General features: G+C 70.7%; 11 protein-coding genes and 2 pseudogenes. 6 read left to right on the plus strand and 7 right to left on the minus strand.

Features of this window, described 5'->3' with window-relative positions; genetic code table 11:
- Nucleotides 1–243 precede the first annotated feature (243 nt).
- Nucleotides 244–828, plus strand: a complete 585-nt coding sequence (locus tag ACFVWD_RS13870) for an isochorismatase family protein (protein WP_101404923.1) — start codon at nt 244–246, stop codon at nt 826–828.
- Nucleotides 829–868: 40 nt separating this feature from the next.
- Here the strand turns inward: ACFVWD_RS13870 and ACFVWD_RS13875 are convergent, their stop codons facing one another.
- Together ACFVWD_RS13875 and ACFVWD_RS13880 are read right to left on the minus strand one after the other, a co-directional pair.
- Nucleotides 869–1,210, minus strand: coding sequence for a hypothetical protein (locus ACFVWD_RS13875; RefSeq protein ID WP_389596020.1), 342 nt, complete (start codon nt 1,208–1,210; stop codon nt 869–871).
- 121 nt (nt 1,211–1,331) lie between these two features.
- On the minus strand, nt 1,332–3,677 hold the full coding sequence (locus ACFVWD_RS13880; protein ID WP_389596022.1) for an immune inhibitor A domain-containing protein: 2,346 nt from the start codon (nt 3,675–3,677) through the stop codon (nt 1,332–1,334).
- Nucleotides 3,678–4,186: 509 nt separating this feature from the next.
- Here ACFVWD_RS13880 and ACFVWD_RS13885 point away from each other — a divergent pair.
- On the plus strand, nt 4,187–4,519 hold the full coding sequence (locus ACFVWD_RS13885; RefSeq protein ID WP_389596023.1) for a hypothetical protein: 333 nt from the start codon (nt 4,187–4,189) through the stop codon (nt 4,517–4,519).
- 72 nt (nt 4,520–4,591) lie between these two features.
- Here the strand turns inward: ACFVWD_RS13885 and ACFVWD_RS13890 are convergent, their stop codons facing one another.
- Together ACFVWD_RS13890 and ACFVWD_RS13895 are read right to left on the minus strand one after the other, a co-directional pair.
- Nucleotides 4,592–5,269, minus strand: coding sequence for an RDD family protein (locus tag ACFVWD_RS13890; RefSeq protein ID WP_389596024.1), 678 nt, complete (start codon nt 5,267–5,269; stop codon nt 4,592–4,594).
- A gap of 121 nt (nt 5,270–5,390) precedes the next feature.
- Entirely contained in the window at nt 5,391–6,992 is a 1,602-nt protein-coding gene (locus ACFVWD_RS13895; RefSeq protein ID WP_389596026.1) for an RDD family protein, read from the minus strand.
- Nucleotides 6,993–7,247: 255 nt separating this feature from the next.
- Between ACFVWD_RS13895 and ACFVWD_RS13900 the strand changes: the two genes are divergently transcribed.
- Entirely contained in the window at nt 7,248–7,721 is a 474-nt protein-coding gene (locus ACFVWD_RS13900) for an SsgA family sporulation/cell division regulator (RefSeq protein WP_389596027.1), read from the plus strand.
- Between the two features lie 20 nt (nt 7,722–7,741).
- Here ACFVWD_RS13900 and ACFVWD_RS13905 read toward each other — a convergent pair.
- Nucleotides 7,742–8,043: pseudogene (locus ACFVWD_RS13905) on the minus strand (winged helix-turn-helix domain-containing protein); the annotation flags it as partial.
- A 4-nt stretch (nt 8,044–8,047) separates the two neighbouring features.
- Between ACFVWD_RS13905 and ACFVWD_RS13910 the strand changes: the two are divergent.
- A pseudogene (locus ACFVWD_RS13910) lies at nt 8,048–8,299 on the plus strand (aldo/keto reductase); the annotation flags it as partial.
- Between the two features lie 89 nt (nt 8,300–8,388).
- Here the strand turns inward: ACFVWD_RS13910 and ACFVWD_RS13915 are convergent.
- The gene (locus tag ACFVWD_RS13915; RefSeq protein ID WP_097284911.1) at nt 8,389–9,795 is read right to left on the minus strand and encodes an FAD-binding oxidoreductase; all 1,407 of its coding nucleotides are present in this window, start codon (nt 9,793–9,795) and stop codon (nt 8,389–8,391) included.
- 92 nt (nt 9,796–9,887) lie between these two features.
- On the opposite strand from ACFVWD_RS13915, the gene ACFVWD_RS13920 reads away from it, so the two are divergent.
- Complete coding sequence (locus ACFVWD_RS13920) at nt 9,888–11,486, plus strand: tetratricopeptide repeat protein (RefSeq protein ID WP_389596029.1); 1,599 nt, start codon at nt 9,888–9,890, stop codon at nt 11,484–11,486.
- 90 nt (nt 11,487–11,576) lie between these two features.
- On the opposite strand, the gene hppD is transcribed toward ACFVWD_RS13920, so the two are convergent.
- Entirely contained in the window at nt 11,577–12,722 is a 1,146-nt protein-coding gene (gene hppD, locus ACFVWD_RS13925; protein WP_389596031.1) for a 4-hydroxyphenylpyruvate dioxygenase, read from the minus strand.
- 122 nt (nt 12,723–12,844) lie between these two features.
- On the opposite strand from hppD, the gene ACFVWD_RS13930 reads away from it, so the two are divergent.
- The gene (locus tag ACFVWD_RS13930; protein WP_054229681.1) at nt 12,845–13,315 is read left to right on the plus strand and encodes an Lrp/AsnC family transcriptional regulator; all 471 of its coding nucleotides are present in this window, start codon (nt 12,845–12,847) and stop codon (nt 13,313–13,315) included.
- Nucleotides 13,316–13,598 lie beyond the last annotated feature (283 nt).

Genomic DNA, 13,598 nt, shown 5'->3' on the forward strand with positions numbered 1-13,598 from the left:
CGGAGCGCGCGCGGGCGGCGCTCCGGCCGTCTCCGGCCACCCTTGGGCAAACACGAATGAACGGGCGGTCAGCGGGAATGCAACGGCAACACGCACACCGCACCGGCCGCCGCAGCAGGCCGTAACCGAATGCCCCTCCCGCGCCGCACGTGAAGTCTCTAGGCTCGGCTCCACAGGCCGGTCCCGCACACCCCCTGCCACATTCACCGACCCCATAGTCGACACAGTCGAAGGACACCGACCATGCGCCGCGCCTTGATCGTCGTAGACGTGCAGAACGACTTCTGCGAGGGGGGCAGCCTCGCGGTGGCCGGAGGCGCCGATGTGGCCGCCGCCATCACGGAGCTGATCGGGCAGGCGCCCGCCGGCTACCGGCATGTCGTCGCCACGCGTGACCTCCACATCGCCCCCGGTGGCCACTTCGCCGACAACCCCGACTTCGTCCACTCCTGGCCGGCGCACTGCGTGGCCGGCACGGAGGGGGTCGGGTTCCACCCGAACTTCGCTCCGGCGGTCGCCTCCGGCGCGGTGGACGCCGTCTTCGACAAGGGCGCGTACGCGGCGGCTTACAGCGGCTTCGAGGGCGCCGACGAGAACGGGGTCGCGCTGGGTGACTGGCTGCGCGCCCGCGAGATCGACGAGGTGGACGTGGTCGGCATCGCCACCGACCACTGCGTCCGCGCCACCGCCCTGGACTCGGTCCGGGGCGGCTTCCGCACCCAGGTCCTCCTGGACCTCACGGCCGGAGTCTCCGAGGAGACCACGGACCGGGCGCTGGAGGAGCTGCGGGCGGCCGGGGTGGAGCTCACAGGCAAGCCCGTGGTCTGACCCATGGTCCAACCCGTGGCCTGAAAGGCGCCACAGGGCCCTACGCCGGTGCCGCCGGGCACCTCAGGAGGGATTTGAACGGGCGCCACAGTTCCTGGGTGAGGTCGGGGCCCTGGACGCCGCTGTCAGGGGTGGTGCGCCATATGAGTCCGTCGGGGTGGTGCAGGACGGCGGTGATCTCGTCGGGGGTGGGCGGGGCCGCGTTCCCCCGGAGGTAGACCGCGCGCAGGCCGAGGTTGCGCAGGCGTGTCAGGGCCCGGGCGCGGTTCTGGGCCAGGACCAGAAAGCGCACGCAGCCGGGCCCCGGGCCCGCCGGGCTGGGCAGGTTCAGCGCCACCACCACGCTGCCGTTCGGCAGCTTGCAGAAACCTCCTGCGGCCATGCAGTCACACCCCCGTGCGCACCGGTGTCAATAAGAAATCCACAGGACGCACCTAAACACGATCGGCGGCAACCCGCCAGGGGGTCGCCGCCGATACGCTTCTGACCTGCGGAAATGCCGGTTACTTCACCGCGGGGCCCACTTCGAGCGAGATCGTCGACCCGTCGCGGGCCTCCTTGACGATCTTGATCTTGGTGTTGGTGTCAGTGATCTTGACACCCGCGGTCGGGGCCGTCGTGTCGTAGTAGGTGCTGGTGTGGTCGTTGAAGACCGGCACCCCCGGCTTCGACGGGATCTTCGTCGCCACGTCCGCGCTGTGCAGCGTCAGGCCGTCCGTGCGGTACAGGCTGAACGGCGAGTCGTAGGACTGGATCCGGCTGCGCATCAGCGTGCCGTCGGACCACTTCAGCGCGGTGGAGTGCGAGTCGACCGGCAGGATCTGCCCGTAGCCCGCGTGCGCGCTGACGTTGTTGTCCTTCTGCGAGGTGTCCCACTTCCAGATCAACAGGCCGTTCTGGTACGGGTAGTGCTCCACCCAGGACGGACGCGTCGTCGAGAAGCCGAAGTTGTACGGACCGGTCTTGAGGGTCTTGTCGTACGAGACGTACTGACGGTTCTCCGCGATGTAGTACTGCGGGTAGTCGTCGGTGAAGGACGCGCCGACGCGGGAGAAGCCGGCGGCGGTCCACGCGGCGTCCGCGGTCTCGGCGTTGTCCGAGAAGAGCGCCGAACCGTCCGCGGTCACGGCGATCTCGTCGGCCGCGAAGCCCTTCAGCGCCACGCCACCGTCGCTCTGGTAGCGGAAACGCAGGTCGATCTTCTGGCCCGCGTAGGCGTCAAGCGGGAACGACAGCTTCTTGTACGCGTCCACCGTGCCGGTCAGCGCGGGCTTGCCGCTGCCGTCGCGCGGGATCGGCTGCCCGTCCACCGTGCCGTCGATCGCGGTCCAGTTGGCGCCGCCGTCGGTCGAGACCTCGGTGTACAGGTAGTCGTAGTCGGCCTCGATGTCGTACCAGCCGTCGAGCGTGAGGGCGGCCGACGACTTGCCGGTGAGGTCGACGGAACGCGTCAGCGTGTTCTTGAGGTCGTTGCCGCTGCCGCTCCACCACTGGGTCGAGCCCTGCGCCGGGGTGACGATCTGGGTGGTGACCGCCTTGTCCGGCAGCGAGACCACGAGGGCCTGCTTGTTCTTGGTGTTGTACTCGGCGACACCCAGCTTGTGCTTCGACTTCGTCGCGGCCTTCGCCGTGTCGTAGTTCAGCCAGCCGAGCTGCAGCTTGTCCCAGGCGTTCATGTCGCCGGGCAGGTCACCGATGGCGTTCTTGCCGGTGCCGAGCCAGGAACCGGAGGACATCAGGGTCCAGAAACCCGTGGAGTTCTCGGCCGAGTTGGTGGTGTCGTACTCGTCCGGCAGACCGAGGTCGTGGCCGTACTCGTGCGCGTAGACGCCGAGTCCGCCGTTCTCCGGCTGGATGGTGTAGTCGCCGACCCAGATGCCGGTGTCGCCGATCGCGGCGCCGCCGAGCTTGTTGCCGGCCGGGCCCGTGGCGCCCGCGTCGGTGCCGAACGCGTACCAGCGGTGCGCCCAGATCGCGTCCTCGCCCTGCGCGCCGCCGCCCGCGGATTCGTCCTCACCGGCGTGCACGATCTGGAAGTGGTCGATGTAGCCGTCGGGCTCGTTGAAGTTGCCGTCGCCGTCGTAGTCGTAGCGGTCCCACTGGTCGTACTTGGCCAGGTCCGCCTTGATGTCCGCGTCGGACCTGCCGGCCGCCTTCTGGTCGGCGACCCAGGCGGTGACACCGTCCTGGACCGCGTACCAGGCGCCGGTGGACGCCTTGTTGGAGCCGTAACGGGCCTCGTTGTAGGGGACCTTGACCCAGTCGGTGACCTCGCCGTCGACCGAGTAGCGGCCCGAGGACTGCTTCTCGTAGTACTTCTTCAGCGACTCGGTGTTCTTGCCGGTGCCGAAGTAGAGGTCCTGGAAGTGCGCCTGGTTGTAGTCCGCCTGCCAGGCCGTGCTGTTGTCCTGGGTGCGGTCGGGCGCGGCTATCTGGTTGTGCAGCGGGCCCGCGGTGCCGCCGTAGCGGCTGTCGACCTGGTCGCCGAACTCGACCAGGATCGTGAAGATCTTGTCGGTCTTCTCGCGGCCGAGCTCGACGTACTTGTTCTTGCCCTTGAGCTTGACGACCCGCGAACCGTTCCGGTCCTGGACCTTCGCGTCCCCGGATATGACCTGGTTCAGGGCCTCTTCGCGCTGTGCTTCCTGGGTCTTGCTGAGCGGGCCGTCGAGGTCGTGTTCGGCCTCGTTGCCGGCCGGCTGGGGCTCGTGGCGGTTCGCGCTCGCCGAGGCCGCCGCCGATGCGGCATCATCCGCCTGCGCAACGGCGAACGTCGAGAACGTGGCGGTGGCCGCCGCGAGGGCCACACCCACCGCGGCCGCTCTGAACGTCCATGGTCTGCTGGTCACTTGAAGTCCTCCCCTGCGTTCCGTTCGCGCGGATGGGGGGATCCCGGGGTGATGGAGGTCCGCGCGCGTATACGCGTGTCAAGTGACGACATTCGACCGGAGTTACCAAAGAAAAGACAGATCTTGACTTGAACCTGGCAACTGCACTATGCGGAGCGGCAGTTCGCTATCCGAACCGTGATCGGCTCTCTCAACGGGCGCGTCCGTCCGTCCACTTGGTGGACGCGATGACTCCGTGCGCCCCCTGTGCTCCGGCACCGTGGGTAAGGTCACGCTTACCGGACGTTCCACTCGGGCATGCAGGCGAATAGAGTCGATTGGCGGAACGTTGGAATGTCAACGGATTGACAAGTCGACACCGTTGTCGTCCCACGATTCGCAGCCCCACCCTGATCGGCGGCCCCACTCCCGTTGTCGATCGTCCCGGTCGCCGTCCGATCCCGTTGTTGTCCGCATCCTCCCCCATCGCGAGAGGCACGGGGGGAGTACCCCCACCCCGAGGAATCGCCATGCCTCGTCCGACCGCCGCACAGCTCGCCTACGGTTCCTGCACCGTGATCTTCTCCACCCTTGCCATGCTGCTGCTGTCTCAGACGAGTTCGGGCCTGGGGATCGCGGTGATCACCCTCTCGGCACTCGCTCTCGGACTGCTCGTCGCCGTAACGGTTCCGCTGCCGAAGCGCGTGCGTTCCGGCTCCGTGGCCGCCGTACCGGCTCCCGCACCGGCCCCCGTTCAGGAGCGGGTGCCCGCACAGCGCGAGACCGCGTCCGTCGCCGCGTCCCTGTCCGTGTCCGTGTCGTCGGCGTCTGTCTCCGCCGTACGCGAACCGGCGGGCCCGTGATTCCACGAACCCGCCGCTGTCCCGGTCAGCCGTCTCCTCGTGGAGTGCGGCTGATCGCGTACGTCAGCCCGTTCAGCCCGTGCTGACCACCACCGTCTTGGCCGCCTTGTCGTGCAGGCCCTGCTTGTAGGGCTTGTCGAAGAAGCTCCAACCGCCCGCGATCGCGGTCCAGATGCACGCGCAGCAGAACGCGAACGGGATCCACAGCACCAGCGAGCGGACCAGCGTGGTCTGCACGGAGGGCGTGGAGCCGTTGTCGAGGTTGGCCACGCGCAGGTTGAACAGCTTCTTGCCGAGGGTCTGCCCCGACTTGCTGATCATGACGGTGTCGTAGCCGACGTAGAGCACCGCGGCGATCACGGACTGCCCGAAGCCCCTGCTGTACTCGATCTTGTCGGCGTTCATGTTGTACTGCATGACCCCGAAGGCCCAGGACAGCAGCCACACCACGATGCCCACCAGGATCATGTCGATGATCCTCGCCACCGTGCGTTTGCCGCTGTCGGCGAGCGGAGGCATGCCGGCCAGCGGGTCACCGCCGTAGGGACCGCCGGGGCCGTAAGGGTCGCCGCCGCCGTGCGGAGGCGGCTGGTCGCCGTACGGGGAGTCGTACGGGGAGCCCTGGGGCGGTGTCGGCGGCGGAGGGCCGTCGTACGGGGAGCCGCCGCCCTCGGCAGGCGGGGGCTGCTTCTTGAACGGATCCTCGTCCGGTGGCTGACCCGAACCCGGGGGCGGCGGTTCGCTGCTCATGGCCCGAGTCGACCGCGAACCCCGCCGCCGCGCATCCGGCGAGCGGCCGTCCGGGGGACCGGGCCCCCGGCGGCCGCGCCGCCGCGCGGAGAGTCAGGCCACTACGACGGCGTACGGGCGGCTACGCGGCCACGAAGGTGTGGGCCGCCTTGTCGTGCCAGCACTGGCGCCAGGGCCTGTCGAACAGGCACCACAGGATGCCGACGACACCGATGACGAGGACGCCGGGGACGGCGTAGACGAGCCAGCGGCGCAGGGCCCGCCCGAAGGACGGGGGTTCGTGGCCCTCGATGTCCCGGACCTCGATGCCGCACACCTTCTTGCCCAGGGTGCGGCCCCACTTGGCGGTGGGCAGCGCGTCGTAGAGGACGCCGAAGAGGAGCAGGACGGCCAGGACGATCCCGAGGTAGCCCGCGGTCGTGCCGTCGAGCAGCCACACCGTGACGGTCTGGCCGGACCGCTTGGCCGCGTCGACCTTCTCGTTGATGTGGTCGATCGTCTTGGTGCCCAGCGGTACGGCGGCCACGGCGGTGACGGTCGCCAGGACCGCGGTGTCCACGATCCGGGCCAGCAGCCGCCTGCCGAGGCTCGCCGGGCGCGCCTCGGACTGTCTGCGGGCGGCGGCCTGGAACACGTCGTCCACCGGCGGCTTCCACGGCACGACGGGCTGCCCGTCGGCGCCCGGGTCACCCGCGAGCCGGTGCACCTGCTGGGCCCAGGACGGCTGTCCCCCACCGGGGCCACTGGTGAGAGGCGTGGCGGCGGGGCCGGTGGACTGCTGGGGGACGGAAGGAGTGGAGGGGGCGGAAGGGGTGGAAGGGGTGGAGGGTGCGGGGGTGGCCGGCTGCCGCGCGGCGGCGGACTGGGCCGCCGCCTCCGCCGCGGCCTGGGCGGCCTGCCCGGCGCCGAAGCCACCCCCGGCCCCGGCCTGGCCGCCCGCCGCGGGCGTGTCCGCCCCCGGTGCGCCGGTGGCCGGAGTCGTGCCCCCGGTCTGCGCCCCGCGCTGCGGCCCCGTGCGCGGGGCGGACGGGCGGAAGATCATGGTGCCCTCGGAAGGAGCGGGTTCCGCGGCACCGTCGGGGTGACCGGTGCCGCCGAACTGCGCGCCGCTCGCCGGGGCCGCGGACGCGCCCTCGGCGCCGGTGGTCCGCGCCGGTCCCGTCGGGCGGCGGAACACCACGGTGCCGCCGGACGCGGGAGGTTGCGCGGCGCCGCCCAAGTCCGCGGGCGGGATCGTCGCCGTGCCGTCGGCGCGGGCGGACTCACCGTCCGGCTGGACGACCGCGTCTCCCGGTTCGGCCGCGTGCGCCAGCCGCGGGTCGGCCGTCGGGGGCCCGCCCCAGGACACCCGGCGGTCCTGCTCGCCGCCGAAGCCGGACTGCTGGGAGCGGTCGGCGCCCCACGAGGCCGCGGGCTCGGGCCTGCTGCCGTGCTGTGCCTCGGCCGGGCTCACCCGGCGCGGCTCGGCCGCGGGTTGCGGATCCTCGTCGAAGAAGTGCGGGCCGGTCTCCTCGGCGGGGGCCGGAGCGGGCGCGGGAACGGGGGCCGTGGGCCGGTTGCCGGACGGCGGCGTGAGCGGTACGCCGTCGGAGGGCGCGGGACGGCTCGTACCCGGTACCCAGGAGGCACCGTTCCAGTACCGGACATATCCAGGAATGGAAGGGTCCGGGTAATACCCTTCACGGGGCCGGTCGTCGCCGGGGGCCGGGGTTGGGGCGCTCATGTCCGTCGTCCCGTATCTGCTCGGGGGTTTTTAGGGGCTCCACATCTATCAGACGGGCGCGCCTGTCAGCGGCGCTCCCGCCGTACCCACCTCTTTCGAGCAAGGTTCCGCCACAAGCGGTCGCCGCCCGGAACACGGCCTCGGAACGCCTGCCAAAAAACTTCTTCGAACCCGCGTAATGGTTCCGTGTGATCGCGCTCTCCACTCGTACGGGCCCGCCCTGAGGGCCCCGTACCCGAAAGGAAGCGCATCGACATGCACACCGTGGTGGAACGCGAACTCGAGCTCAACCTCGTCCTGTCGCCCGAACGCAGCATCCCCGTACCGGCCCGGCTCACCTACCGCTCCGACGACCCGTACGCCGTCCACATCACCTTCCACATCGGCTCCGACCATCCCGTCAGCTGGACCTTCGCCCGTGAACTGCTCGTCGAGGGGGTGTTCAGGCCGTGCGGGCACGGCGACGTACGGGTGTGGCCGACGAAGGTCGCGGGCCGCAGCGTCGTCCTGATGGCGCTCAGCTCCCCGGACGGAGACGCCCTCCTCGAAGCGCCCACCGCGCAGATGTCCGCCTGGCTGGAGCGCACCCTGCGGGCGGTCCCGCCGGGCTTCGAGGCCGGGCAGCTCGGCATCGACGAGGGCCTCGCCGAGTTGCTGACCCCGACCCCGGCCGACGACCTGTGGCTGCGCGACCCGTGGCCGTCGGACGAGTCGACGGACGGCGTGTGAATCCGCCGAGCGCCGGTGCCCTACGGGCGGCCCGCGGCCAGCAGGGTCTCCGCGACCGATGTGCGCGCGTACAGCACCGAGCGACCGGCCCGGTGCGCGCTGACCAGGCCCGCGTCGCGCAGTGCGGTCAGGTTCTGGGACACCCCGGCCGGCGAGAGCCCCGTGCGGTGGGCCAGCTCGGTGGTGGAGGCCGGGGTCTCCAGTTCGGTCAGCAGCAGGGTCCGCGAGCGGCCGAGTACGGCGGCGAGGGCATCGGTCCCGGCGGGCGGCCGGGGTTCCCACAGGGTGCCGACGCCCCCGCCGGATAGGCGAGTTGGGGCGGCCCGGCGATCGCCGGGGCCGGGCGCACGGCGGGCGCGCGGGGTGCCGACGCCGCCGAGGTGCGGGCCGTCGCACGGGCCCACGGGGTGAGCGCGGCGCAGGTCCGGCTGGCCTGGACGTTGCATCGCGGACCGCATGTACTGGCCATCCCCGGCACTGGCGACCCGGACCACCTGGCCGCCAACGTGGCCGCCGGCGCCCTGCGGCTGAGCGAGGACGAACTGGCCCTCCTGGACCGACTTCACCGGAACGGGGCCGGGGGTGACGGGGGTGAGAGGGGTGACGGGAGTGACGGAAGTGACGGGGGTGACCGCACTCGGCCCGCGGAAACGGCCGAGGCGGGGTCCTAAAGCACCTTGCCCGGGTTCAGGATGCCCAGTGGGTCGAAGGCGGCCTTGATGCCGCGCTGCATCTCCACGCCCACCGGTCCGAGCTCGCGCGCCAGCCACTCCTTCTTCAGGACTCCGACGCCGTGTTCACCGGTGATGGTGCCGCCGAGTTCCAGACCGAGGGCCATGATCTCGTCGAAGGACTCGCGGGCGCGCCGCGACTCGTCGGGATCGTCGGCGTCGAAACAGACGGTGGGGTGGGTGTTGCCGTCGCCCGCGTGCGCGCAGACACCGATGGTCAGGGAGTACTTCTCGGCGACGCGCTCGATGCCTTCGAGCATGTCGCCGAGCCGGGAGCGCGGCACGCACACGTCGTCGATCATCGTGGTGCCCTTGACCGCTTCGAGCGCGGTGAGCGACAACCGCCGCGCCTGGAGCAGCAGTTCGGATTCCGCCGCGTCCTCCGCGGGGACCACCTGCGTCGCGCCCGCGGCCTCGCACAGTGCGCCGACGGCGGCCAGGTCGGCGGCCGGGTCGTGGGTGTCGAAGGCGGCGAGGAGGAGCGCCTCGGTGGTCTCCGGCAGGCCCATGTGGGCCAGGTCGTTGACGGCCTTGACCGTCGTACGGTCCATGAGTTCCAGGAGGGAGGGGACGTGCCCGCCCTCCATGATCCGGACCACGGCGTCGCAGGCGGCCCGCGCCGATCCGAACTCCGCCGCCAGCACCAACTGCTGGGGCGGCTGCGGCTTGAGCGCCAGGATCGCCCGTACGACGATGCCGAGCGAGCCCTCGGATCCGACGAAGAGGCGGGTGAGGTCGTACCCGGCGACCCCCTTCGCCGTACGGCGTCCGGTGGACATGAGCCGTCCGTCGGCCAGCACCACGTCGAGGCCGAGGACGTACTCGGCCGTCACCCCGTACTTCACACAGCACAGGCCGCCGGAGGCCGTGCCGATGTTTCCGCCGATCGTGCACATCTCCCAGCTGGAGGGGTCCGGCGGGTAGTACAGACCGTGTTCGTTCACGGCGCGGGAGAGGGTGGCGTTGATGACGCCGGGTTCCACGACGGCGATCCGGTCGACCGGGTTGATCTCGAGGATGCGGTCCATCTTCACCAGCGACAGCACGATGCAGCCGTCGGAGGCGTTGGCGGCGCCGGACAGGCCGGTGCGGGCGCCCTGCGGGACGACGGGGACACGCAGCTCGGTCGCGATCCGCATGACGTGCTGGACCTGTTCGACGGTACGGGGCAGGACGACGACGGCGGGGGTGCCCGCCTCGCAGAAGCTCGCCATGTCGTTCGCGTAGGAGGCCGTGACGTCCGGGTCGATGAGGACGGCCTCGGCCGGCAGGCCGCTCAGCAGGCGGTCCACGAGGTTGCCGGTGACTTCGTCGCGCGGGGCTTCGATACGGCTCATGATCACAGCGTCGCACTCGGGGCCATCGGTGTGAACCCCATCCACGCGGGGCTTGGCGTGCCGGGGTGTGGTCTTCGTATTGACGCACAGTGAGCGGCATGGAGATCGAAGAGCGACAGCCGGTGCTCACGGGGCTCGCGCCCCAGGGGCCCTCCGGGCGGCGTCCCTCCGTCGCCAAGCACGTGCTGATCGGCCTGGTCGCGGGGTCTGTCGTCCTCGGCGGGGTGCTGGTGCTGGTGCCCTCGGCGCGGCGGACAGCGGCGCCGCCGTCGTCGGGTCCGGTGGCACGGGCGGGGACGGCGGTGGGGGCCGGGGTGCCCGCCGCGCTGCCCGATCTGGTGGCGCTCATCGGCGACCACGAGGCCCATCTGCGCGCCCATCCGCGCGACGAGCGGTCGTGGGCGGTGCTCGGCGCGGCGTACGTGGAGCAGGGGCAGCGGACTGCCACGCCCGCGTACTTCCCGAAGGCCGAGCAGGCGCTGCGCACATCACTGCAGACGAAGCCGAAGGGGAACCCGACGGCGCTGGAGGGGCTGGCCGCGCTCGCCAACGCCCGCAACGACTTCCGGACCGGGCGGAAGTGGGCCGAGGAGGCACTGAAGCTGGCGCCGAAGCGGTGGACGGCGTATCCGCTGCTGATCGACTCCTGCACCGGTCTGGGTGACTACAACGCGAGCCGCGGCGCGCTGGAGAAGCTCCAGAGGCTGCACCACGGGCCGCCGGTGCTGGCCGAGGCCGCCCAGGTGTACTGGGACCGCGGCTGGCGCGAGGACGCGGTGGCCTCCCTCGCGGACGCGACGGCGGGCGCCACCGCTCCGGCCGAGCGGGCGACCTGGCTGGCGCAGTCGGGCCGGCTCGCCTGGGAGCGCGGGGACCGCGAGGAGTCGCTGCGCTACTACGAGGCCGCGCTGAGCAACGACCCCGACCAGCACGGCGCGCTCGCCGGACAGGGGCGTGCGCTGGCAGCGCTCGGACGCAACGCGGAGGCGCTGCGTGCATACCAGTCGGCGCTCGCCCAGGAGCCCGATCCGCGGTACGCGCTGGAGCTGGGCGAGCTGTACGAGACGCTGGGGGAGCGCGACGCGGCACAGACGCAGTACGCCCTACTGCGGGAGCGGGTGCGCACCGACGCCGCGGCCGGTGTCGACGACGAACTGGTCCTCGGGCTGTTCGAGGCGGACCACGGCGATCCGGACGACGCGGTGCGCCGGCTGCGCGAGGAGTGGAAGCGCCAGCCCGGTGTCGCCGTCGCGGACGCGCTGGGATGGGCGCTGCACCGGGCCGAGGAGGACGAGGAGGCGCTGAAGTTCGCGACGACGGCGACGGACAAGACGAAGGGCGGCGGCGTCCGCAGCGCGCTGTACGTCTTCCACCGGGGGCAGATCGAACGCGAGCTGGGCCAGCTCGCGCCCGCACGCCGCCACGTCGCGGAGTCCCTCCAGATCAACCCGTACTTCTCCCCCGTCCTCGCCCCCCAGGCCCGGCACGCCCTGGCCGCCCTCGGCGAGCCGCCCGCGGAGCCGCCGCCCGAGCCGAAGGACGAGACCCCGACGGAGCCGGAGGAGGCGGCGGGGCCGCCGGGCACTGCCGTGAATCCGGCGAACCCGTCGGCCCCGAGGGCGCCCCGTCGACCCAGCACGGCGCGGACACCGGCACCGACACCGACACCAACACCGGGGCACTCGGCGTCACGCTGACAGGTGACAGGTGACAGGTGACAGGTGACAGGTGACAGGTGACAGATAACGGCTGACAGATGACAGGTGACAGATATCCGCGTTTGATCCCTACAGGTTGCCGCGCTTCTCCTGCTCCCGCTCGATCGCCTCGAAGAGCGCCTTGAAGTTGCCCTTGCCGAAGCCCATCGAGCCGTGTCGCTCGATGATCTCGAAGAAGACGGTCGGACGGTCCTGGACCGGCTTGGTGAAGATCTGGAGCAGATAGCCGTCCTCGTCGCGGTCGGCGAGGATCTTGAGCTCGCGCAGGGTGTCGACGGGGACCCGGGTGTCGCCGACCCACTCGCCGAGGGTGTCGTAGTACGAGTCGGGCGTGTCCAGGAACTGGACCCCGGCCGCGCGCATGGTGCGTACGGTCTGCACGATGTCGTTGGTGTTCAGCGCGATGTGCTGGACGCCCGCGCCGCCGTAGAACTCCAGGTACTCGTCGATCTGGGACTTCTTCTTGGCGATGGCGGGCTCGTTGATCGGGAACTTGACCTTGAGCGTGCCGTCGGCGACGACCTTCGACATCAGCGCGCTGTACTCGGTCGCGATGTCGTCGCCCACGAACTCCTTCATGTTCGTGAAGCCCATGACCTTGTTGTAGAAGCCGACCCATTCGTTCATGCGGCCGAGTTCGACGTTGCCGACGCAGTGGTCGATGGCCTGGAAGGTGCGGTGGGCGGGCGGTTCGACGATCGGGGCGACGGCGGTGAACCCGGGGAGGTACGGGCCGTCGTAGCCGGTGCGTTCGACGAGCGTGTGCCGGGTCTCGCCGTACGTGGCGATCGCGGCGAGGACGACGGTGCCGTTCTCGTCCTTGAGCTCATAGGGCTCGGCGAGCGGGCGGGCGCCGTGCTCGACGGCGTACGCGAACGCGGCGCGCGCGTCCGGGACCTCGATGGCGAGGTCGACGACCCCGTCGCCGTGCGCGGCCACGTGCTCGGCCAGGAAGTGGCCCCAGGGGGTGGCGGGCTTGATGACGGAGGTGAGGACGAAGCGTGCCGAGCCGTTCTCGAGGACGTACGACGCCGTCTCACGGCTGCCGTTCTCCGGTCCGGAGTAGGCGACCAGCCGCATGCCGAAGGCCGTGGAGTAGTAGTGCGCGGCCTGCTTGGCGTTGCCGACGGCGAAGACGACCGCGTCCATTCCCTTGACCGGGAAGGGGTCTGCCTGCCGGGCGGTGTCGGGAGTGAGGTGTGTGGTCTGCGTCATGGCCGCAGACTCTCTCCGTTCCACAAGGTGCGCAATAGTTTGCGTGAGAGCTGGACAATATGCTCAGCAAAACGCCCATGCCTGCGGGCGTTCTGTACATGATGACCACCCGGGAGGGCGGCATGGCAATCGATCACCTGGACGGCCGGCTCATCGTGCTGCTGGCCGAGGAGCCGCGCATCGGCGTGCTGGAGATGTCCCGGCGGCTCGGGGTCGCGCGTGGCACCGTGCAGGCCCGGCTGGACCGCCTTCAATCGAATGGAGTCATCCGGGGATTCGGTCCGCAGGTGGATCCGGCCGCGCTCGGCTACCCCGTCACGGCCTTCGCGACGCTGCAGATCCGGCAGGGACAAGGCACGGACGTACGGGCGCACTTGGCGACCGTCCCCGAGGTGCTGGAGCTGCACACGACCACCGGCAGCGGCGACATGCTGTGCCGCCTGGTGGCCCGCTCGAACGCCGATCTCCAACGCGTGATCGACCGGGTCGTCGGTTTTGATGGCATCGTCCGGGCCTCCACGGCGATCGTCATGGAGAACCCCGTTCCGCTGCGGATCATCCCGCTGGTTGAGCAGGCGGCGACCGAGCACTGACCGACGACCGGGGAGGTGGCGTCACCTCTCGGCCGTGAACGGCCGAGCTTGTACGGCTCAGTGACCTGCCGGGCAGCTGTTCGTATTTCCTGGCCTAGGCAGCCGTGCGGGCACTCCGCGCCCGCCGAGTGCAGATGCGGTGACACTCCGCGTCGCAGCCACAAGAGGCGATTCCTCCCCGGCGTGAACCCCGGGGCACCCTCGCCCTTTCATGCTCAGCTGCACGCTGGCAACAGGCTCACTCCCGCTCAACCTTTGGGAACGATTCGTCAAGGGAGGGCGA

The organism is Streptomyces sp. NPDC058086 (assembly GCF_042885015.1).
Lineage (GTDB): Bacteria > Actinomycetota > Actinomycetes > Streptomycetales > Streptomycetaceae > Streptomyces.